The sequence below is a fragment of the Amycolatopsis sp. NBC_01488 genome (assembly GCF_036227105.1).
Taxonomy (GTDB): domain Bacteria; phylum Actinomycetota; class Actinomycetes; order Mycobacteriales; family Pseudonocardiaceae; genus Amycolatopsis.
On record NZ_CP109434.1, the window covers coordinates 273,506 to 294,299 of the forward strand.

Below are 20,794 nucleotides of genomic sequence, written 5' to 3' on the forward strand. Positions count from 1 at the left end.
ACATCACACGACGCCAGGGCCGCGCATCCAGCAGGGCCTCACCACGTGGCTGCGATCAGCCACGCCTCGACGCTGCCTCGCAAGTTCAACCGGCGACCCCACCCCGACCCAGCTTCGTGCGGCGCCAGCTCGGAATGTTCGCCCAGCCTCAATCGAACCCACCTCACTGCCCCCCGACCCACCGACCCGACTACCCGCGCCCACCGCGGCCAGCTCCCAGGAGCGAAGCCGCTCAACCCAGCCGCCGACCCCTGCTCACACGGCAACGCGGTTACGCCCAGCCTCCTTGGCCCGGTACAACGCCGCGTCCGCCGAACGAAGCACGTCGTCCAGTGTCGGGCCTGCGCCTGGGTGGCTGGCCACCCCGATCGACACCGACAGCCCGCTCACGCGGACCGTTCCCGTGCCCGTCGAGATCACCACGTTCAGCTCCCCCACCGCGACCCGCACGCGTTCGGCGATGCCGAGCACGTCGGCGCGGCCGATGCCCGGCAGCAGCACCACGAACTCCTCGCCCCCGAAGCGGCCGACGGTGTCGCCCTGCCGCACCGAGCTGGAAATCGCGACCGCCACCGCGGCCAGCACGTCGTCGCCGGTGAGGTGGCCGTACGTGTCGTTGATGCGCTTGAAGTGGTCGAGGTCGATCATCAGCACCGCGAACCCGCCGCCGGCCGGGCCGCGGCGCTGGGCGCGGGTGTGCTCGCGGACCGCCGACTCGTGCCAGCCGGCTGTGTTGAGCAACCCCGTCTTCTCGTCGGTGACGGCCGCGACCTGCAGTTGCTGCTTCAACAGCAGATAGCGGTGCAGCAGCAACAACGGCGCGACGACGAACACCACCAGCACCGGCTGCTCGGCCAGCGCGAGCGCGGCGAGGCCACCAAGGCAGAGGGTCGCCAGCTCGAAAGCGTTGTCCTCCCACGTGCCGATCAGGTCGGCCGCCGAGCGCTGGCTCGTGTACAGGTAGATCCCGGCGGCGACCAGGCCGATGTTCACCAGCTCGAACACCGCCGCGGCCAGGCAGAGCGCGAACAGCCCCCGCGCCGTCTGCAACGGCGTCCCGTGCAACCCGAAGAGCGCGAGAACGGACGAAGCAGCGAAGCACGAGAGCATCGCCCAGGCCGTACTGGCGACGAAGCGGTGCGCGGGCCGCGTACGGACCTGACGCCATACGCGCACCCACAAGTGCGTGTAGAGCACAACAGCCAGCAGTGCCACCCACGCCGGCGGCAGCAGGACGACGCCGGCGAGGTACCAGACCGACGTGACGTTGATGTGCGTCTGCCCGCTCATCCACCGCCGCAGCCGCTCGATGCGGCGCGACATCTCGGCCTGGGCCACGCCGAGCCCGACCAGCACCGCGAACCAGACCGGCCGGACGGCCCCGCCGAACCCGGTGACCAGCGCGGTCCCCGTCGCCACGACGGCGACCAGCTCACAGCCCAGCGCGTAGGTGATCCAGCGGGTCTTCGCCCCGGCCCACATCTCCCACCGCGCGGGCCAGCCCGGCCAGGTGGAAAGCGCTTCCCGGCGCACGGCGGCCTCGGCTCTCAAGAGCCGAGGCCACGGCAGTGACGGACCGGCATCGTGACGTACCCCTTGCGCGAAGTTCGGCCGACCAGGTAGCCCAGCGTAGCCGTTCCGACGACGCGCGTCGCCAGTCCGGGCGAATTGCGGGCAACGTACCTGCCCGAACACCCGCGCAGGGTAGATTCGCCCAGCTCAGCGGCTCCCGAGCGGATCATCGCCCCGGGAACACCGCCGCGAGAACGCCGAAGTGGGAATCCCACCCCCGCGATCCCGGACGCAGCGAAGTGCGCCTGCCACGACCTGCGCGGGGATCCAGCGGTCGAACCCGACGAAAGCACCGCGCGACGCGGGGCTGCCGCACGGGAGGCACAGACCGCCGACCAACTCGGGGACGGTCAGGAGCGCAACGCGATCCATCCCTGCGAGCCGGCGAAAGCCGGAGCGCGCCGGTCTGCCTCACCATCCGTGCGAGTCGGCGAAAGCCGCAGCGGGGCGGTTTTCCTCAACACCCACCGCACTCCAGCGGGCGGCATCACGTTGCACAGCGCGCAACAACGCCGTCCGGCGTCGGCAGTGCTACTTCCGCAGCGCCCGGATGATCGCCACCAGCCCGACCACCGCCGCGATGCCCACCAGGACCGGAGCCACCCGCTTCAGCACCGACTGCCCCGCGTAATCGAGCAAGTCGATCGCTTCCGTCTCGGGCGCCGCCGGGACGCTGTGGAGCTGGGGACGCTCCGCCGCGGGCTTCGGGTCCGTGTTGATCTCCGCCGTCGTCGGAGCCGGCTTCACCGCCGGAGCCGGCTTGGCCACCGGCTCCGTGGTCGCCGTCGGCTCGGGCGTCGGAGTCGCTGCCACCGGCGCGGGCGCCGGCGAAGCCGCGGGGGCCAGCTTGCCCGACAGGCAGCCCGCGAACGTGTCCAGGATCTTGCCGCCGACCTCGCTGATCAATCCGCGGCCGAACTGGGCCGGCTTGCCCGTGATCGACAGGTCCGTCGCCACCGCGCCGTGGGTTCCGCCGTCGGCCTCGGTCAGCGTCAGCGTCACCGTCGCCGCCGCCGTGCCCGCTCCTCGCGAATCCTTGCCCGATGCCTTGATCGTGACCTTGTGCGCGGTGTCGTCCTTCTCGAGGAACTCGCCGTTTCCCTTGTACAGCAACGAGATCGGTCCGAGCTTGACCTTCACCGTTCCGCTGAACCGGTCCCCTTCGACCTTCGTCAGGGTGGCCCCCGGCATGCACGGGGCGACGCGCTCGGGGTCGACGACCGCTTGCCAGACCTCGCCGATCGGAGCCGGGACGGTGAATTCGTGGTCGAGCCGCACGGGCCGACCTCCTTCCTGAAGACGGACGGGTCCGGTCCCACCCTAGCCGCCGCCGGAGCGGCGGCCAGGGGGACGAACCAGTGCGTCAGGCGCCGGCCGCCGCCGCGATCGCCCGGCCCGTCAGCACCTGGGCCAGGTGACGGCGGTATTCGACGTCGGCGTTGCTGTCGACCGGCGGATTCGTGCCCTCCGCCGCGTGCGAAGCCGCCGCGGCGATCGAGTCGGCCGAGGCCTGGACCCCGACCAGCGCCGCTTCGACACCAGACGCCCGCACCGGGGTCGAGCCCATGTTCGTCAGCGCGACGCGGGCCTCCTCGATGACCCCCGCTTCGGTGCGAACGGTGACCGCGACCGCGACCATCGACCACGCCTGGGCGACCCGGTTGAACTTCTCGTAGTGCGCCCGCCACCCGGTGTGCTTGGGCACGCGGACTTCGACCAGCAGCTCGTCCGCGGCCAGCGCCGTGGTGAACAGGTCCTGGAAGAATTCCGCGGCCGGCACCGTCCGGCGGCCGGACGGCCCGGCCACCACCAGCGAAGCCTCCAGGGCCAGCACCGGCGCGAGGAGGTCACCGGCCGGGTCGGCGTGCGCGATCGCGCCGCCGAGCGTGCCGCGGTGGCGGATCTGCGGGTCGGCGACCGTGTCCGTCGCCTCCTTGAGCAGCGCCGCGTGCTCGGCCACCAGCGCGTCCCGCTGGACGTCGTAATGCGTGGTCATCGCACCGATGACCAGCTCGTCGCCGTCCTCGCGCACGCCGCGCAGTTCCGCGACGCGCCCGAGGTCGACCAGCGTCGTCGGCGCGGCGAGGCGCATCCGCAGCACCGGCAGCAGGCTCTGCCCGCCCGCGATGACCTTGGCGTCCTCGCCCGCCGACACCAGCGCCTGCACCGCTTCGTCCACTGTGGACGGACGGACGTAGTCGAAGGAAGCCGGGATCACTGCGCACCTCCGGTGGCGTCGATGGAGCCGAGGCCGCCGCCGGCTTCGTCACGGCCGGGGCCGCCGGCGTCGGTGGTGCCGTGCTGGATGGCGTGCCACACCCGCATCGGCGTCAACGGCATCTCGATGTCGTTCACCCCGAACGGGCGCACCGCGTCGATCACCGCGTTGACCACCGCCGGGGTGGACGCGATGGTGCCCGCTTCGCCGACGCCCTTGGCGCCGAGCGGGTTCGTCGTCGACGGCGTCTCCGTGCGGTCGGTGGTGAACGACGGCAGGTCGGCCGCCGACGGCAGCAGGTAGTCGGCGAACGTGCCGGTGGTGAGCGTGCCGCTGTCGTCGTGCTCGGTGCCTTCGAACAGCGCCTGCGCGATGCCCTGCGCGAGCCCGCCGTGCACCTGGCCTTCGACGATCAGCGGGTTCACCGCGACGCCGACGTCGTCGACGCAGACGTAGGAGCGCAGCTTGATCCGGCCCGTCTCGGTGTCCACCTCGGCGGCGCAGAGGTGCGTGCCGTGCGGGAACGAGAAGTTCTCCGGGTCGAACGTGGCGTCCGAGTCGAGCGACGGCTCGATCCCGTCGGGCAGGTTGTGCGCGAAGAACGTCGCGAGCGCGACGTCGCCCATCGTCGTGGACGTGTCGGTGCCCTTCACGGTGAACTTGCCGCCGGCGAACTCCAGGTCGTCCTCGGAACATTCGAGCAGGTGCGCCGCGATCGGCTTGGCCTTCGCGACGACCTTTTCGGCGGCCTTGATGACGGCGATGCCGCCGACCACCAGCGACCGCGAGCCGTAGGTGTCCAAGCCCTTGTGCGACGACTGGGTGTCGCCGTGCAGGATCTCGACGTCCTCGAACGCGACGCCCAGTTGGTCGGCGACGATCTGGCTCCACGCCGTCTCATGACCCTGGCCGTGCGCGGAAGAGCCGGTCGTGACCTCGACCTTGCCGGTGGGGAGCATCCGGATCGACGCGTACTCCCAGCCGCCGGCGCCGTAGTCGAGTGAGCCGAGCACCCGCGACGGCGCGAGTCCGCACATCTCGGTGAACGTCGAGATGCCGATGCCGAGCTGCACCTTGTCCTTCGCCGCGCGGCGCTTCTCCTGCTCGGCGCGCAGGCCGTCGTAGTCGAAGAGCTGCTTGGCCTTCTCGGTGGCGGCCTCGTAGTTGCCGGAATCGTAGGTCAGCCCGCACACCGTGGTGAACGGGAACTCCTCGTGCTTGATCCAGTTCTTCTCGCGCAGCTCCAGCGGGTCCATGCCGAGCTCGACGGCGAGCTCGTCCATGATCCGCTCGACCGCGAACGTCGCCTCCGGCCGGCCGGCGCCGCGGTAGGCGTCGGTCAGCGTCGTCGTGGTGAACACGTTGGTGCACGCGAAGTGGTAGGCCGGGAACTTGTAGATCGCGTTGAACATGAACGCGCCGAGGATCGGCACGCCCGGTCCGACCAGGCCGTTGTACGCGCCGAGGTTGGCGAGCAGCTCGACCTTGAGGCCGGTCACCTGGCCGTCGCGGGTCGCGGAGATGGTGATGTCCTGGATCTGGTCGCGGCCGTGGTGCGCGGCGAGCATGGTCTCCGACCGCGTCTCGTTCCACTTGACCGGCTTGCCGAGCTTCTGCGCGACGAGCAGCGACATCATCTCTTCGGGCAGGACGCCGATCTTGCCGCCGAAGCCGCCGCCGACGTCGGGGGCGATCACGCGCAGCTTGTGTTCGGGGATGCCGAGCGTCAGCGCCGCCATCACGCGCAGCACGTGTGGCACCTGCGTGGCCGACCACATGGTGATCTGCGTGCTGGTCGGGTCGACGACGCAGGCGCGCGGCTCCATGAACGCCGGGACGAGGCGCTGCTGCCGGAAGCGGCGCTTGACGACGACCTCCGACGAGCTGATCGCGTCTTCGACGTTGCCGCCCGTGCCCGCTTCGCCGGAGTCGAAGACCCACACGGCGTTCTTGTTGGTGCCCAGCTCTTCGTGGACCAGCGGAGCGCCTTCGGCGAGCGCGGCTTCCATATCGAGGATCACCGGCAGTTCGTCGTATTCGACGTCGATCTCCTCAAGCGCGTCGTGCGCTTCGGCGGACGACCGTGCGACGACGACCGCGACGCCTTCACCGGCGAAGTTGACCGTGTCGGCGGCGAGCACCGGGCGGCGCGGCGCCTTCATGTCCGGCGTGATCGGCCACGCGCAGGGCATGCCGATCGCGCCGTCCGGGTCGAGGTCCTTGCCGGTGTAGACGGCGATGACGCCGGGCGCGCTCTTCGCCGCCGACGTGTCGATCGAGACGATCTTGGCGTGCGCGAACGGGCTGCGCAGGACCGCCATGTGCAGCAGGCCGGGCAGCGCGATGTTGTCGGTCCAGCGGGTGCGGCCGGTGATCAGCCGCTCGTCTTCCTTGCGGCGCCGGGACTTGCCGACTTCCGGTTCGATCGTGGCGGTCATCAGTCACCACCCACGCCGACGTGCTTGGCCTCGGCGATCCGCTCGGCTTCGGGGCCGGCGCCGGGGCTCATGTGCTGGGCGGCGTCGCGGACCGCGCGGACGATGTTCTGGTAGCCGGTGCAGCGGCAGAGGTTGCCTTCGAGCCCTTCGCGGACGGCTTGCTCGTCCGGGTCCGGGTTGTCGGCCAGCAGGTCGATCGACTGCATGATCATCCCGGGCGTGCAGAACCCGCACTGCAGCGCGTGGTTGTCGTGGAAGGCCTGCTGCACGGGGTGGAGCTTGCCGTCGCGGGCGAGGCCTTCGATGGTGGTGACCTCGCAGCCGTCGGCCTGCACCGCGAGGACGGAGCAGGACTTCACGCTGTGGCCGTCCAGGTGGACGGTGCAGGCGCCGCAATTGCTCGTGTCGCAGCCGACGACCGTGCCGACCTTGCCCAGTTTCTCCCGCAGGTGGTGCACGAGCAGGGTGCGCGGCTCGACTTCGTCGGTGTACTTCGTCCCGTCGACGGTGACGGTGATGCGCATCAGGCCTCCAAAAGCCGGTTCGGGAACGGCCTGCCCGACCGTGATCGGGCTCACAGACCTCCGAGCGTGCTACGCGACCTTCGCGCGGACAAGTCCTGATGTCACACGTTCAACTACCTGTTCCGCAGATGCGCGGGAATCCCCTGGGGAACGCCGTAGGTGCGGAAGTCCGGACGGGTGAACTTTTGTGGGCCACCCGGACCAGCGGCCTGCGGGCTTCGCCCCGGCCGGGGGCTCCCCACGCGGAACCCCGAAATCTCAGCCGTGAATCCGGCCGGACAGCTCGGCGAGCCGCTTGCCGCCACCGCCCCACCGCAGCGCGATGATCTCCGCCGCGATGGACACGGCCGTCTCCTCCGGCGTCCGAGCACCGAGGTCGAGGCCGATCGGCGACGACAGGTGTTCCAGCTCCGCCTCGGTGATCCCGGCTTCGCGCAGGCGGGCGAAGCGGTCGTCGTGCGTCTTGCGGGAACCCATCGCGCCGACGTAGCCGACGTCCAGGCGCAGCGCGACTTCCAGCAGCGGCACGTCGAACTTCGGGTCGTGGGTCAGCACCGCGATCGCCGTGCGCTGGTCGATGCGGCCGGCCTCGGCCTCCGCCTCCAGGTAGCGGTGCGGCCAGTCGACGACGACGTCGTGCGCGTCCGGGAAGCGGCTGCTGGTGGCGAACACCGGCCGCGCGTCGCACACCGTGACCTGGTAGCCGAGGTAGGCGCCCATGCGGGCCATCGCGGCGGCGAAGTCGATCGCGCCGAACACGAGCAGCCGGGGCGGTGGCTCGAAGGAGTTGACGAACACCGCCATGCCCTCGCCGCGGCGCTGCCCGTCCGGGCCGTAGTGCAGGGTGCCGGTGCGGCCGCTGGCCAGCAGGCCGCGCGCGTCGTCGGCCACCGCGTCGTCGATCCGCGACGACCCGAGCGAGCCTGCCGTCCGGTCCGGCCAGACGATCATGTGCTCGCCGACCAGGCCCGCGTGCTCGTGCTCGATGACCGTCACGACGGCGACCGGTTCGCCGCCGCGGACCGACGCGACGACGTCACCGAGCTCCGGCATCGACTCGCGGTCGACGTGCTCGACGTAGATGTCGATGATCCCGCCGCAGGTCAGGCCCACCGCGAACGCGTCGTCGTCGGTGACGCCGAAACGCTGCAGCACGGGCTTGCGCTCGGCGACGACCTCCTGCGCCAGCTCGTAGACCGCGCCTTCGACGCATCCACCGGACACGCTGCCGGCGACCGTGCCGTCGGGAGCGACGACCATCGCGGCGCCGGGCGCGCGCGGCGCCGACGAGAAAGTCGCGACCACGGTGCCGAGCCCGACGGTTTCGCCGTCGGACCAGCGGCGGAACACGTCGTCCAGTACGTCACGCATCGGCAATCTCCCCGAGCAGTCGTTCCAAGGTGGCCAGGGTGTGCCCGGCCAGCAGCCGGTCGATGTGGGGCAGTGCGGCCACGATGCCCGACTGGACCGGAGCGTACCCCGCACGGCCGGCGTGCGGATTCACCCAGAATACGGCGTGCGCGAGCCGGCGCAGGTGGGCGAGCTGCTCGCCGAGCAGCCCGGTGTCGCCGCGTTCCCAGCCGTCGGAGAACACCGTGACGACGGCGCGGCGGGCCACCCCGCGCCGGCCCCAGCGGTCGAGGAACGCCTGCAGCGTCTCGCCGAGCCGGGTGCCGCCGGCGAAGTCCGGCACCGCCGAACCCGCCGCAAGCATGGCGCGTTCCGGATCGCGGTGCCGCAGCTGGCGCGAGACCCGCGTGAGGCGCGTGCCGAGCGTGAAGACCTCGACGGACTGGGGCGCGCACCGCGTCAGGACGTGGGCGAACCGCAGCAACGCGTCGGCGTAGGGACTCATCGACCCCGAGACGTCGATGAGCAGCACCACCCGCCGCGGCCTGCTGGCGCGGCGGACGTACGCGAGCTTGAGGGGCTCGCCGCCGCTGGCGAGCATCGCGCGCAGCGTCCGCGAGGGATCGAGCCGGCCGCGCTTGGCCGGGGTCTTCCGCGCCGCGGGCCGCTTCGGCGGCGCGGGTCGCAAGGTGGCGAGCAGTTCGCGGAGGTGTTCGCGTTCGGCGGTGGTCAGCGCGGCGAGGTCGCGGTGACGCAGCACCTCCTGCGCACTCGCGGCGACTTTCAGCTGCTCAGGACCGTTGCCACCCTCGGCATCCGAGCCCTGCGCGTCGACGAGCGGCGCGATCCGAGCCTGCTTCGGCGCGGCGGCCTTCGCACGCTGCGGGGCGCTGGTTTCGATCGAAAACCACTGACTGAAGGCCTCTTCGTAGCACGGGAGGTCATCCGGGCTGGAGCACAAGGTGAGCCGGCCCGCCCAGTAGAGCTGGGTGGGCTCGGAGACGTCGATCTCGGCGACGGCGGCCAAGTAGGCCTGCACGCGGTGCGCGTCGCAGGAAACCCCGGCATCCCGCAGGGCGGCGGCGAACCCGGCGTACCCGGCGACGGGATCGGCGGCGGTGGTCATGACTCCATTGTGCGCTCGCCAGAGCGGGAAGGCCGGTGAGCGCCCAGCCGGGGCGACGCGGGTGCGCGGTTCGGCGCGGGTGCGCGGTTCGGCGCGGGTGCGCGAGTTCGGCGGCCGCTCAGGGCGCACGGGTGCGGCGGGGATCCTGCCAGTTCAGCACGGGTCGCGCGGGTGCGGCGCGGATCGTGCGATGTCTCTGTGTCCCGGCGAGGAGTCGAACCTCGGACCTCGGCGTTCGTAGCGCCGCGCTCTGTCCTGCTGAGCTACCGGGACGGGGCGGCCTGCGCGCACGTCCCTCCCCGGACGGGCGCAGACCGCGCTCTTCGCGGCGGCCGACCCGAGGTAGCGAGGGGTGGGCGCGAAGAGCCTTCAGGAAGATTCAGCGAACGGCACGGGAGATCGTGCCGCATCGGTGCGTCCGGGCTTCGGTCACGATCTCCTCCTCTCGGTGGCAGTGCTTGCGGTGCTGGAAAAAGGATGCCCGAGACCGCCCGGACGGTCAACGCAATTAACCGACTGTCCTTTGTGGACTTAAGCGGTGAACCCCGGGAAGATGGCCGCGCAGCCCCGGCTCCTCGCGACGTCGTTGCGCTCGAGGATCGGCGGCAGCGTCCGCTGCGCGAACGCCCGCAGTTCGGCGAGCTTCGCGGCGTCGACCAGGTCGCGGCGGACGTGGTAGCTGGCCTGGTTGCCCTTCTCGTCGTACACGAAGATCGCGGCGTAGTCGCGCTCGAACCGCGGATCCCGGTCGAACTGCAGCGTGCTGCTCCAGGTGCCGACGAACACGATCAGCTCGGGCCGCTCCGTCGTGAAGACGTGGTCGCGCAGGCCGGCGAAATCGGCGACGTGGAGGTAGTCGGCGATCGGGGCGTCGCCGAGGCCGGCCAGGTCGAGCAGCCGGAGCCGGCTGCCGAGCGCGGTGCCGCCGAGGTCGATCACCCCCGCCGACGCCGTGTCCGGGAGCCGCAGGATGTCCGCGAACCCGTTGATGGCGGTGTCGTCCCGCTCGGCGACGGCGCACATCGCCGTCTTGACGTCGGCCCGGTAGGACGTGGCCCGCGTGTAGTAGCCGCTGAGCGAGCTGACCGTCGCGGCCACGAGCAGGCAGGCCAGCACGACCCGGCCGCGAACCCGGGCCACCGCGAACGTCTCGACGACGGCGATCGCGCCGAGGAGGGCACCGACCGTCCAGACCGGCGTCGCGAACCGCAGGTGCCCCATCCAGTCGTACTCGAGGATGACGAACGCGGCGACGGCGAGGCCGAACGGCACCAGGAGCGCCACCAGCCCGGCGCGCAGCCGCGACGGCTTGACCAGCAGCGCGGCCAGGCACCCGACGACGACGGCCACGGCGAGCCAGCCCGCGTAGGCGACGATCTCCTCCGGGCGCGCGAGGTCGCCGAGGGTGGGCGGCTCCTGGCCCTTCGCCACCGCGGTGTTGGGCACCAGGCGGCCGAACTCGAACCAGCGGAAGACGAGGTAGGCGCCGTACGGCACGGCGAAGGCGACCACCGACACGAGGGCGGCGCGGACGCTGCGGGCGAGTACGTCCCGCTTCAGGAACAACGCGACGGTGATCGCGTACGCACCCGCGTAGACGACGCCGTCGGGCCGGGTCAGCGCGGCCAGGGCGGCGATCACCCCGGCGCCGGCGGCGACGCGGTAGCCGAGGAGCGTCCCGTTCCGAACCGCGCGCAGGACGAGCACGGCGAGCGCGGCGACGGTCAGCGCGTAGAACGAGTTCTCCAGCCCGGAGAAGCACCAGATGACGAACGACGGGTTCGCGGCGAGCGCCGCGCCCGCCACGAGGGTGACCAGAGCCGGACGGTGGCTGAGCGTCTTCGCGCCGGCGTGGAACAGGACGAGGACGCCGACGCAGCAGGCCAGGGCCAGTGCCTTCGGGAAGAGGATCTGGTCGGAGACGCCGAAGAGCGTGCCGTGGTCGAAGAGGCCGACGAGCTTGCCGAGGGCCAGGAGGAGCATCCAGGTGGGGTTGGAGTACCCCTCGACCGGCGCAGCGCCCGGCTGCAGCACGGGGCCGAAGCCGTCGGCGACGTTGCGCGAGTAGGCGAACGTGATGGCCGCGTCGTCGATCAGCCAGTGCCCGTAGAACGACGCGTGCAGGGCGATCAGCGCGGTGGCGCCGAGGACCGCGGCGAGCCCGGCCCACCACCCCCGCTGCCCGGTCGCGGTCTCGGCCGGTTCGGTCCGGGGTCTCGTTTCGGTCGCCACGCTCATCGGTCGGCTCGTTCCCCCTCGTCGTCGCCCCGGAACCGGGAATCAGGCGAACAGGGCGTCGAGTTTCGCCCGGACCCGGTCGAGGTCTTCGCTGTACTTCAGGACAGCACCGAGCGTCCGCGCCGCCGATGCCGCGTCCAGCTCGTCGCGATGCAGAGCCAGCAGGGCTCGCGCCCAGTCGAGCGACTCCGCCACCCCCGGCGGCTTCAGCAGGTCCATCTCGCGGAGACGGTGTACCGCTTCCGCGACCTGCCGGGCCAGGAGCTCGCCGATGTCCGGGATCCTACGGCGCAGGATCGTGACCTCCCGCACGAGGTCCGGGTGTTCCAGCCAGTGGTACAGGCAGCGGCGCTTGAGGGCGTCGTGCACTTCGCGGGTCCGGTTCGAGGTCAGGACGACGAGCGGCGGCTCCGCGGCGCGGACTTCGCCGTATTCGGGGATGGTCACGGCGTGCTCGTCGAGCAACTGCAGGAGGAAGGCTTCGAACTCGTCGTCGGCGCGGTCGATCTCGTCGACCAGCAGCACGCACGGCGCGGTGATCAGGGCCTGCAGCAGCGGGCGCGCGAGGAGGAAGCGCTCGGTGTAGAGGGAGCGCTCCGCGGTCTCGACGTCGACCCGGCCGTCCCCGGCGGCTTCGAGGGCCCGCAGATGTAGGAGCTGGCGAGGGAAGTCCCACTCGTAGAGCGCCTGGGCGGCATCGATGCCTTCGTGGCACTGCAGGCGGATGAGCGGCCGCCCGAGCGCGGTGGCCAGCGCGATGGCCAGGGAGGTCTTGCCGGTGCCGGGTTCGCCTTCGCAGAAGAGCGGGCGGCCCATGCGGAGGGCGAGGAACCCGGCGGTGGCGAGCCCGTCATCGGCGAGATAGCCGGTGGCGTCCAGCGCGGCGGCGAGTTCTTCAGGCGAGTCGGTCACGCTGTCGATCGTAGGCGGCGCGGCGGCCGTGGACACGACTCGCGTTGCTGGGGAGCTACTGGTCGGGGAGGTCGGCGCGGTGGTCGACGTCGCGGCCGCTGCCGAGGTCGGCGCACTCGACGAGCTTCAGGTCGGGACGTCCGGCCAGCCAGTCGCGGGCGCCGCGGTCACCTTGGGCGGTTTCGGCGATTTCGCCCCACCAGCGGCGGCCGAAGAGGACGGGGTGGCCGGGAACGCCGTCGTAGGCCGCGCGGGCGACGGTGTCCGCTGTGGCGTCGGCGGCGACCCGGGCGAGGATGTCGGCGCCGACCCAGGGCAGGTCGACCAGGTGCACCAGCGCGGCGACGGGGGCCGCCTCCTGGGCGAGGGCGGCGAGACCGGCTCTGAGGGAGGCACCCATGCCGCTCTCCCAGCCCTCGGCGAACACGCCTTGCCCGGGATCGGGCAGGAGGGCCCGCACCTGCTCGGCAGCGGCACCGAGAACGACTCGGATGGGCCCGCACCCGGCGGCGGCGAGGGTGCCGAGCGCGCGCAGGACGAGAGGCCGGCCATCGAGTTCGGCGAGGGCCTTGGGGCCACCGAACCGCCGCCCGGCCCCGGCCGCGAGGAGAAGCCCGGCCACGGGTGGCATGCCGGGTCCGGTGGAGGTCACGGGCACACCGGCTCTGCGCGAAGTGTCGTTGCGGGCATCGACGGGAGAGCAGATCGGCACGGTGCGGCGGCCCCCGGCCGCAGCGCGAACGGCGCTCGCGGAGCAGCAAACCGGCGCGATACGGCGACCGACAGCTGCCGCGCGGGCGGGACTGCAGCCGGCGCCCGTGGTGGTGTGGAAAGGGTGGGGCGGTGGTCAGCCATGGGCTCGGCCGGGGGCGCCTACCGCCAGGTCCGCTTCTATTGCCTGGGCCGTCTCGAGCAGCGGTGGCACCAGATCCTTCTGGACCGACTCCGCCGTGGTGCGGCTTGCGTGGGTCGACAGGTTGACCGCTGCCACCACCCTGCCCCGGCGGTCGTGGATCGGGGCCGCCACTGAGCGGAGGCCTTCCTCCAGCTCCTGGTCCACCATCGCCCAGCCCTGGTCGGTCACCTTCGCCAGTTCTGCGCGGAGGCGGTCCGGGGCCGTGACCGTGCGGTCCGTCAGGCGGTCGAGCTTCGCCACCACGAAGTACGCCTCCAGCTCCGCCCTGCTCAGGCCGGCCAGGAGGACGTGGCCCATCGATGTCGCGTACGCCGGGAAGCGGGTTCCCACGTTGATGCTCACCGTCATGATGCGCGAGACCGCCACCCGCGCCACGTACACGATGTCCGTGCCCTCGAGGACCGACACCGAACTGGACTCGTGCACTCCCGCCGACAGGTGCTCGAGGTGGGGCTGTGCCACCTCGGGCAGCGTCATGCTCGACAGGTACGAGTACCCCAGCTCCAGGACGCGGGCCGTGAGGGAGAAGTACTTGCCGTCGGTGCGGACGTAGCCGAGGTCGGTCAAGGTCAACAGGAAACGCCGGGCCGCCGCGCGGGTGAGGCCCGTCGCGCGGGCGACGTCGCTCAGGGTCAGCTCCGACGCGTCCGCGTGGAAGGCCTTGATGACGGCCAGGCCGCGCTCCAGCGACTGCACGTGGTGGGCGCCACGGTGCGCCGGCTCGCTGTCCAGCTCGGCTTCGATGTGCCTCCCCACGTCCATGTCCGCAGCCTATCCGGCGTCGGATGGCAGGGCGGTCGGCTCGCCGAGCTCGGCGAGCGTGCGCTGGGCGATGGCGAACGCCGCGTTCGCCGCCGGTGCGCCCGCGTAGACCGCCGTGTGCAGCAGGACTTCGCCGATCTCCGCTGCCGTCAGGCCGTTGCGGATCGCGGCCCGGACGTGCATCGCCAGCTCGTTGTGCGCCTGCAGCGCGGTCAGTGCCGCGAGCGTGACGCAGCTGCGCGTCCGGCGGTCGAGGCCGTCGCGGGACCAGACCGAACCCCAGGCGCCTTCGGTGATGTAGTCCTGGAAGGGGCGGCTGAAGTCCGTGGTTCCGGCGACCGCGCGGTCGACGTGCTCGTCGCCGAGCACCTCGCGCCGCACCTTCATGCCCTGCTCGTGCCGGTCTCCGGTCACTTCGCCTCCAGGTGCTCGAGGATCAGCCTGGTGAATTCCCCGGGCTGTTCGTAGTTGCCCAGGTGCGCGGCGTCCGGCACGACCTCCAGCCGCGCGCCCGGGATGCCCGCCGCGATGAGGTCGGCGTGGCCGTCCGGCGGGGTGGCCGGGTCCTCGGCGCCCGCGATGACCAGCGTGGGCGCGGTGATCTTCGGCAGCACGTCGAGGAGGTCCATCCGCTCGATCACGCCGCAGCAGGCCGCGTAGCCCTCGGCCGGGACGCCGGCGATCATCGACCGCAGGAACGCCGCGCGGTCCGGGTGCCGCTCGGCGTACCCCGGGGTCAGCCAGCGGCTCACCCCGGCCGCGGCCACCGCGGCGGTGCCCTCGGCGCGGACGGTGCGGGCCCGGTCGGCCCACATCTCCGGTGGGCCGAGCTTCGCCGACGTGCAGCAGAGCACCAGGCTCGCGATCCGGTCCGCGGCGTGGACGCCGAGCCACATGCCCGTCATGCCGCCGAGCGACAGGCCCACGAGGTGCGCCTTCGCGACGTCGAGGTCGTCGAGCAGCGCGAGGAAGTCGGCGCCCAGGTCCTCGAGGTCGTACGGCCCCGGCGGCACGGGGGAAGCGCCGTGCCCGCGCGCGTCGTACCGGACCACCCGGAAGCCACGCTCCAGCAGCGGCACGACCTGGGGTTCCCACATCCGGAGGTCACTGCCGAGCGATCCGGCGAACACCACCACCGGCCCGTCTTCGGGCCCTTCGACGACCCGGTGCACCTGCACGGCGCCCACGCCGTCACCTCCGCTCACGCTCGTCACACCCGGAAGAAGACCGTCTCACCGGCGCCTTGGAGGCGCACGTCGAAGCGGTAGCCGTCGTCGGTCTTCTTCGCGATCAACGTGCCGCGCCGCTCCTGCGGGACCGTCGCCAGCACCGGGTCTTCGGAGTTGTCCTGGTCCTCGAAGTAGATCCGCGTGACGCACCGGTTGAGCAGGCCGCGCGCGAACACCGACACGTCGATGTGGCGGGCCTGCGTGGTGCCACCCGGACCGGGCAGCACGCCCGGGAGCAGGGTGAGGATCCCGTACGTGCCGTCCGGGGTGGTCGGGCAGCGGCCGAAGCCGCGGAAGTCGCCGGACGCCTCACCCCGCGGGTCGTCGGGGTGGCGGAACCCGCCGTCCGGGTCGGCCTGCCAGGTCTCGATCATGGCGTCCGGGACCGGGTCGCCGTTGCCGTCGCGGACGATGCCCCGGATCCAGAACGCGCCGGGCGTGCCTTCGGGCACGACGTGCGGGCCGTCGGGCCAGGGCAGCCCGATCGACAGGTACGGGCCGACGGTCTGCGAAGGGGTGGGAAGCAGCTTGGTCATTCGTCGTCGTCCTCTTCCTCTTCGAACACCGACGCGTCGCGCCCGCGCAGCACGATGTCGAACTGGAACCCGAGCGCCCATTCGGACTGCGTGATTTCGTGGTCGTAGCGCGAAACCATGCGCTGCCGGGCCTTCTCGTCCGGAATGGAGTTGAAGATCGGGTCCTGGGAGAAGAGCGGGTCGTCCGGGAAGTACATCTGGGTGACCAGCCGCTGGGTGAAGGCCGAGCCGAACACCGAGAAGTGGATGTGCGCGGGGCGCCAGGCGTTGTCGTGGTTCTTCCACGGGTACGCGCCCGGCTTGATGGTGGTGAAGGTGTAGCGGCCGTCGCTGTCGGTCAGCGTGCGGCCGACTCCATCGAAGTTCGGGTCGAGCGGCGACGGCCAGCGGTCGCCGGTGTGGCGGTAGCGGCCGCCCGCGTTCGCCTGCCAGATCTCGATGAGCGAGTCGCGCACCGGACGGCCGTCGCCGTCCAGCAGGCGGCCGGTGACGATGATCCGCTGCCCCTGCGGCTCGCCCGCGTGCTGGCGGGTGAGGTCGTTGTCCAGCTCGCCGAGACGGCCGGGCCCGAGCAGCGGGCCGGTGACCTCGGTGAGCATCTGCGGGAGCAGCACCAGGTCCTGCTGGGAGTGGCGCAGCGCCGTGGAGCGGTAGCCGGGGTAGCCGAGCGGGGGGTGGGTGCCCTCGGGGTCTTCGCCGTAGCGGGGCAGCTTGAATTCGGTCGGAGTAGCCACGTCTTCTCTCCTTACCGGCCTTCGAGGACGACAGCCAGGCCCTGGCCGACGCCGATGCAGATGGCGGCGAGTCCCCAGCCTCCGCCGCGGCGGTGGAGGTCGTGCGCCAGGGTGCCGAGGATGCGGCCGCCGGACGCGCCGAGCGGGTGGCCGATGGCGATCGCGCCGCCGTGGGTGTTCACGATCTCCGGGTCGAGCTTCTTCCAGTCGCGCAGGCAGGCCAGCGACTGGGCGGCGAAGGCCTCGTTCAGCTCGACGGCGGCCAGGTCGTCCCAGCCGATGCCGGCGCGCTCGAGGGCGATCTCCGCCGCGCGCACCGGGCCGATGCCGAAGACGTCCGGGTCGACGCCCGCCGCGCCGCGGCCGGCGATCCGGGCCAGCGGGGTCGCGTTCAGCCGGCGCGCGCTCGCTTCGTCGCCGAGGAGGAGCGCCGACGCGCCGTCGTTCAGCGGGGATGCGTTGCCGGCCGTGACGGTGCCGTTCTCCTTGCGGAACGCGGGCTTCAGCTTGGCGAGCTTCTCCGGGCTGGAGTCCGGGCGGATGCCCTCGTCACGGGCCAGGTCCACGCCCTCGACCGGGACGACCATGTCGTCGTAGAAGCCTTCGTCCCACGCCTTCGCGGCGTTGACGTGGCTGCGGGCGGCGAAGGCGTCCTGCTCGTCGCGGCCGATGCCGTAGCGCTCGGCGAGCTTTTCGGTGGACTCGCCGAGGGAGATCGTCCACTGGGACGGCATCTCCGGGTTGACCATGCGCCAGCCGAGCGCGGTGTTGTAGAGGGTCTGGTTGCCGGCCGGGAAGGCCTTCTCCGGCTTGGGCAGCACCAGCGGCGAGCGGGTCATCGACTCGACGCCGCCGGCGACGACCAGCGCGGCGTCGCCGACCTGGATCGCGCGGCTGGCCTGCATCACCGCGTCGAGGCCGGAGCCGCACAGGCGGTTGACCGTGTTGCCCGGCACGCTCGTCGGCCAGCCCGCGAGGAGGGCGGCCATGCGGGCGACGTTGCGGTTGTCCTCGCCCGCGCCGTTCGCGTCGCCGAGGGTGACTTCGTCCACTGTGGACGGATCGAGGTCGTTGCGGTGCCGGAGGGCCTTGAGGACCCCGGCGGCCAGGTCGTCCGGGCGGACGCCCGCCAGCGCGCCGCCATAGCGGCCGAACGGGGTCCGGATCGCGTCGAGGACGTAGACGTCGGTCATGCGCTCGCCTTCTCGAGGTCTCGCAGGAGGGTCAGCTCCTGCTCCGTGGGGGCCGGGGTGGTCTTGAGGTCGTCCGACACCTTCAGTTTCCACCCCGTCGCCGCTATCGCCCGGTCGAGGTCCACACCAGGGTGCAGCTCCGTCAGGGTCAGTTCGGACGTCTCCGGGTCGGGACGCAGCAGGCCGAGGTCGGTGACGACCAGCGTCGGGCCCTGGCCGGGGAGGCCGAGCTTCTCGCGGTCGCCCTTGCCGGAACCGTGGCCGAACGACGTCACGAAGTCGACCTTCTCGACGAACGCGCGAGGGCTCTGGCGGAGCACGACGAACACCTCGCCGCACGACGCCGCGATCTCCGGAGCACCGCCCGCGCCCGGGAGGCGGACCTTCGGGTCGTGGTAGTCCGAGCCGATCACCGTCGTGTTGATGTTGCCGAACTTGTCGAGCTGGGCGGCGCCGAGGAAGCCGACGTCGATGCGGCCCGGCTGGAGCCAGTAGTTGAAGACCTCGGGGACGCTGACCACCGTGTCGGCGGTGTCGGCCAGCTCGCCGTCGCCGATCGACAGCGGCAGCCGGGACGGCTTCGCGCCCAGGCAGCCGGACTCGTAGATCAGGGTGAGGTTCGGGGCGTGCGCGCGGCGGGCGAGGTTCGCCGCCTTGCTCGGGAGGCCGATGCCGACGAAGCAGGACATACCGTCGCCGAGGGCGCGCGCCGCCGCGACGCTCATCATCTCGTCCGCGGTGTATTCAGTGCTCACGCCGAAACCCCCGTCAGCTCGTTCAGCCACTTCGTGAACTCCTCGCGGTCACGGCCCACTTCGTCCCACGCCTGGTACGCCGAGTTGTCGCGCTCGTAGTACCCGGCCGCGTACGACGGCTTCGCACCGCCCGGGACTTCGGCCACCGCGGTGACCACCCAGGACGGCAGGACCACCGCGCCGGGGCGGGGCTCCAGCTCGTCGACGATCTCCTCGACCGTGACGATCGAGCGCTTCGCCGCCAGGACCGCTTCCTTCTGGACACCGGTGATGCCCCACATCTGGACGTTGCCCGCGCGGTCGGCGCGCTGCGCGTGGACGATCGTGACGTCCGGGTTCAGGGCCGGAACCGCCGTGAGGCGCTCGCCGGTGAACGGGCACGTGATCGGCTTGATCGTCTCGGTCTGGGCGGGCAGGTCCGTGCCCGTGTAGCCGCGCAGCACCGCGAACGGCAGTCCGGACGCACCGGCGACGTACCGGTTCGCCATGCCCGCGTGGCTGTGCTCCTCGATCTCCAGGGGCACCGGCCACGAGTGCTGGACCGCGTCGCGGAAGCGGTGCAGCGAGCCCACGCCGGGGTTGCCGCCCCACGAGAAGATCAGCTTGCTCGCGCAGCCCGCGCCGATCAGCTGGTCGTACACGATGTCCGGGGTCATCCGCACCAGCGTGAGACCCCGCCGGCCCTGCCGGATGATCTCCTGCCCGGCCGCGACCGGGATGAGGTGCGTGAACCCTTCGAGCGCGACGGTGTCGCCGTCGTGCACCAGCCGGCCGACGGCCTCCTCCAGCGACAGCAGCTCTGCCATCCCACTCTCCGCATCCGTTCGCATCACGCACACTCGTTCTGCCACCGAACATAGCACGACGCCCGGCGGCCGACCAGACGTCTTCCATCGAATGGATGACGCAGGCACGACGAAGGGGACTTTCCTCGCGCAGGCAGCGAGAAAAGTCCCCTCGGAGAGAAACGTCAGCCGATCCGGATCAGCCGGGAGCCGTGCGGCGGGACCGAAGCCGCCGTCCACGAGCCCCGGAACCGCCCGAGGTCCGTCCGCGCGACGACGTCACGCACCGGCCGCGCCCCGCCGAGGTCCACCGTGATGTCCGCGGGCGTGGACCCCAGGTTGTAGACGGCCGCGTACATCCGCCCGTCCGGAGCGCGCTTAGTCCACACTTGGTGGTCGCCGCCGGTCACCTGCGTCGCATACGTCCCGGACTGGTCGACCTTGACGACCTCGGGGTTCGTCAGGATGGAAACCGCCGAAGAGTCGAGGAAGTAGATGTCGCCCCCGACGTACAGCGGTGAGGACGCCATGGACCAGAACGTCATCACGCTCTGCCGCTCGACGTCGGAGATCCCGTCCTGGATGCCGCTGCCGGTGTTGTTGCTGATCGGCATCGAGTCCAGGTCCGGCCGGTACCGCGGCCCGAACACGCCCTGCCAGCTCGGCAGGTCCGCCCACCGCGCCTTGACCGAACTGTCCCAGGTGGACACCGTTTCGCAGTAGCACTCGACATCCGTGTCGACGCGCACGCCGTTGGCGTAGGGAGCGAGCGAAGGCCCGGCCGAACGCGGCACCGGCCACGCGCTCGCGGTCAGCCACATCGGCCGTCGCGAGTGGTCGATCGCCAACGACCAGGCCGCGATGTCGGCGACATTGTCGGCGGTCGTCCCGTCGACCTTGATGAAGTCGACGCCCCACGAAGCGAACTTCGCGACGATCGAGTCGTAGTACTTCTGCGCGCACGGGTTGGTGAAGTCGACCTTCCAGTTGCCGCCCCAGCCGTTGGAGGGCGTCAACGGCCGGTACGCGATGTCCTGCGCGTGGCACGACGTCCCGACGATCGGCGCGTTCTTGGCGTAGACCTCCTTCTCGAGGCCCGTCACGGCGTACAGGCCCAGCTTGAGCCCGAGCCCGTGCACGTACGAGGCCAACGCGGGGATTCCGGACGGGAACCGCCCCGGATCAGGCGCCGGGATCCCGTTGACGTCGGTGTGGAACACCCACGAGAGGTCCGCGTTCCAGCCCGAGTCGATGTTGACGTAGGTGTACCCGGCCGACTCGAGCTTCGAAGCCATGGCCGAAGCGGCGTCGCGGACGTGCGACTCGTTGAGCCACGAAGTGCCGTAACCCGCGCGGGTCGACGACTCGAGGCTCCAGCTGCTCCAGCCCATGAACGGCTTGACGAACGGCGTCCGCGCGTCGGCGGCCGGAACCAGGAGCGACGACAAGCCGAGCACGGCGAGGAAAACGGAAAGGAGGCGCTGCACTGAACACTCCTCGGTGAGG

At 71.5% G+C, this 20,794-nt stretch carries 19 protein-coding genes and 1 tRNA gene; all 20 read right to left on the reverse strand.

Annotated features, from left to right (window positions below; all coding sequences use genetic code 11):
* Positions 1 to 255: 255 nt before the first annotated feature.
* Positions 256 to 1,482, reverse strand: a complete 1,227-nt coding sequence (locus OG738_RS01290; RefSeq protein WP_442875922.1) for a diguanylate cyclase — start codon at positions 1,480 to 1,482, stop codon at positions 256 to 258.
* A gap of 621 nt (positions 1,483 to 2,103) precedes the next feature.
* On the reverse strand, positions 2,104 to 2,850 hold the full coding sequence (locus tag OG738_RS01295) for an SRPBCC family protein (protein ID WP_329050498.1): 747 nt from the start codon (positions 2,848 to 2,850) through the stop codon (positions 2,104 to 2,106).
* A gap of 85 nt (positions 2,851 to 2,935) precedes the next feature.
* Positions 2,936 to 3,790, reverse strand: a complete 855-nt coding sequence (locus OG738_RS01300; RefSeq protein ID WP_329050499.1) for an FAD binding domain-containing protein — start codon at positions 3,788 to 3,790, stop codon at positions 2,936 to 2,938.
* Positions 3,787 to 6,228: a xanthine dehydrogenase family protein molybdopterin-binding subunit gene (locus tag OG738_RS01305; RefSeq protein WP_329050500.1), complete on the reverse strand. Its 2,442-nt coding sequence runs from the start codon at positions 6,226 to 6,228 to the stop codon at positions 3,787 to 3,789. Before OG738_RS01305 ends, OG738_RS01300 begins: the two co-directional genes overlap by 4 nt.
* On the reverse strand, positions 6,228 to 6,752 hold the full coding sequence (locus OG738_RS01310; RefSeq protein WP_329050501.1) for a (2Fe-2S)-binding protein: 525 nt from the start codon (positions 6,750 to 6,752) through the stop codon (positions 6,228 to 6,230). The genes OG738_RS01305 and OG738_RS01310 overlap by 1 nt, the downstream gene beginning before the upstream one ends.
* Before the next feature lie 258 nt (positions 6,753 to 7,010).
* Complete coding sequence (locus OG738_RS01315) at positions 7,011 to 8,123, reverse strand: XdhC/CoxI family protein (protein ID WP_329050503.1); 1,113 nt, start codon at positions 8,121 to 8,123, stop codon at positions 7,011 to 7,013.
* Positions 8,116 to 9,228, reverse strand: coding sequence for a vWA domain-containing protein (locus OG738_RS01320; protein ID WP_329050505.1), 1,113 nt, complete (start codon positions 9,226 to 9,228; stop codon positions 8,116 to 8,118). Before OG738_RS01320 ends, OG738_RS01315 begins: the two co-directional genes overlap by 8 nt.
* A 199-nt stretch (positions 9,229 to 9,427) precedes the next feature.
* Positions 9,428 to 9,501 (reverse strand) — tRNA-Arg (locus tag OG738_RS01325).
* Between the two features lie 258 nt (positions 9,502 to 9,759).
* Positions 9,760 to 11,466 (reverse strand): hypothetical protein, encoded by a 1,707-nt coding sequence (locus tag OG738_RS01330; protein ID WP_329050506.1) that lies wholly within the window; start codon positions 11,464 to 11,466, stop codon positions 9,760 to 9,762.
* A 42-nt stretch (positions 11,467 to 11,508) separates the two neighbouring features.
* Complete coding sequence (locus tag OG738_RS01335) at positions 11,509 to 12,378, reverse strand: AAA family ATPase (RefSeq protein ID WP_329050508.1); 870 nt, start codon at positions 12,376 to 12,378, stop codon at positions 11,509 to 11,511.
* A 55-nt stretch (positions 12,379 to 12,433) separates the two neighbouring features.
* Positions 12,434 to 13,009 (reverse strand): nucleotidyltransferase family protein, encoded by a 576-nt coding sequence (locus OG738_RS01340; protein WP_329056504.1) that lies wholly within the window; start codon positions 13,007 to 13,009, stop codon positions 12,434 to 12,436.
* A 216-nt stretch (positions 13,010 to 13,225) separates the two neighbouring features.
* Positions 13,226 to 14,056 carry an IclR family transcriptional regulator domain-containing protein gene (locus tag OG738_RS01345; RefSeq protein ID WP_329050510.1) on the reverse strand — a complete coding sequence of 277 codons (831 nt, stop codon included), beginning with the start codon at positions 14,054 to 14,056 and terminating at the stop codon, positions 13,226 to 13,228.
* Positions 14,057 to 14,065: 9 nt separating this feature from the next.
* Positions 14,066 to 14,470: a 4-carboxymuconolactone decarboxylase gene (gene pcaC, locus OG738_RS01350; RefSeq protein WP_329050512.1), complete on the reverse strand. Its 405-nt coding sequence runs from the start codon at positions 14,468 to 14,470 to the stop codon at positions 14,066 to 14,068.
* Complete coding sequence (gene pcaD / locus OG738_RS01355) at positions 14,467 to 15,243, reverse strand: 3-oxoadipate enol-lactonase (protein ID WP_329050514.1); 777 nt, start codon at positions 15,241 to 15,243, stop codon at positions 14,467 to 14,469. Before pcaD ends, pcaC begins: the two co-directional genes overlap by 4 nt.
* 23 nt (positions 15,244 to 15,266) lie before the next feature.
* Entirely contained in the window at positions 15,267 to 15,821 is a 555-nt protein-coding gene (gene pcaG / locus OG738_RS01360) for a protocatechuate 3,4-dioxygenase subunit alpha (protein WP_329050516.1), read from the reverse strand.
* Positions 15,818 to 16,555, reverse strand: coding sequence for a protocatechuate 3,4-dioxygenase subunit beta (gene pcaH / locus OG738_RS01365; protein ID WP_329050517.1), 738 nt, complete (start codon positions 16,553 to 16,555; stop codon positions 15,818 to 15,820). Before pcaH ends, pcaG begins: the two co-directional genes overlap by 4 nt.
* A gap of 11 nt (positions 16,556 to 16,566) precedes the next feature.
* Positions 16,567 to 17,748, reverse strand: a complete 1,182-nt coding sequence (locus OG738_RS01370; RefSeq protein ID WP_329050518.1) for a thiolase family protein — start codon at positions 17,746 to 17,748, stop codon at positions 16,567 to 16,569.
* On the reverse strand, positions 17,745 to 18,476 hold the full coding sequence (locus tag OG738_RS01375; RefSeq protein ID WP_329056506.1) for a CoA-transferase subunit beta: 732 nt from the start codon (positions 18,474 to 18,476) through the stop codon (positions 17,745 to 17,747). Before OG738_RS01375 ends, OG738_RS01370 begins: the two co-directional genes overlap by 4 nt.
* Before the next feature lie 23 nt (positions 18,477 to 18,499).
* Positions 18,500 to 19,309, reverse strand: coding sequence for a CoA transferase subunit A (locus OG738_RS01380; protein ID WP_329050520.1), 810 nt, complete (start codon positions 19,307 to 19,309; stop codon positions 18,500 to 18,502).
* 164 nt (positions 19,310 to 19,473) lie between these two features.
* A complete protein-coding gene (locus OG738_RS01385; protein ID WP_329050522.1) occupies positions 19,474 to 20,775 on the reverse strand; it encodes a glycoside hydrolase family 27 protein in 1,302 nt (433 codons plus the stop codon).
* Positions 20,776 to 20,794: the final 19 nt, after the last annotated feature.

What these genes read in the sequence shown, in the direction of transcription:
- OG738_RS01290 (WP_442875922.1), bottom strand. Translation starts at nt 1,482, where the DNA reads ATGTGGGCCGGGGCGAAGACCCGCTGGATCACCTACGCGCTGGGCTGT.
- OG738_RS01305 (WP_329050500.1), bottom strand. Translation starts at nt 6,228, where the DNA reads ATGACCGCCACGATCGAACCGGAAGTCGGCAAGTCCCGGCGCCGCAAG.
- OG738_RS01310 (WP_329050501.1), bottom strand. Translation starts at nt 6,752, where the DNA reads ATGCGCATCACCGTCACCGTCGACGGGACGAAGTACACCGACGAAGTC.
- OG738_RS01315 (WP_329050503.1), bottom strand. Translation starts at nt 8,123, where the DNA reads ATGCGTGACGTACTGGACGACGTGTTCCGCCGCTGGTCCGACGGCGAA.
- OG738_RS01320 (WP_329050505.1), bottom strand. Translation starts at nt 9,228, where the DNA reads ATGACCACCGCCGCCGATCCCGTCGCCGGGTACGCCGGGTTCGCCGCC.
- OG738_RS01330 (WP_329050506.1), bottom strand. Translation starts at nt 11,466, where the DNA reads ATGAGCGTGGCGACCGAAACGAGACCCCGGACCGAACCGGCCGAGACC.
- OG738_RS01340 (WP_329056504.1), bottom strand. Translation starts at nt 13,009, where the DNA reads ATGCCACCCGTGGCCGGGCTTCTCCTCGCGGCCGGGGCCGGGCGGCGG.
- OG738_RS01345 (WP_329050510.1), bottom strand. Translation starts at nt 14,056, where the DNA reads ATGGACGTGGGGAGGCACATCGAAGCCGAGCTGGACAGCGAGCCGGCG.
- pcaG (WP_329050516.1), bottom strand. Translation starts at nt 15,821, where the DNA reads ATGACCAAGCTGCTTCCCACCCCTTCGCAGACCGTCGGCCCGTACCTG.
- OG738_RS01370 (WP_329050518.1), bottom strand. Translation starts at nt 17,748, where the DNA reads ATGACCGACGTCTACGTCCTCGACGCGATCCGGACCCCGTTCGGCCGC.
- OG738_RS01375 (WP_329056506.1), bottom strand. Translation starts at nt 18,476, where the DNA reads ATGATGAGCGTCGCGGCGGCGCGCGCCCTCGGCGACGGTATGTCCTGC.
- OG738_RS01380 (WP_329050520.1), bottom strand. Translation starts at nt 19,309, where the DNA reads ATGGCAGAGCTGCTGTCGCTGGAGGAGGCCGTCGGCCGGCTGGTGCAC.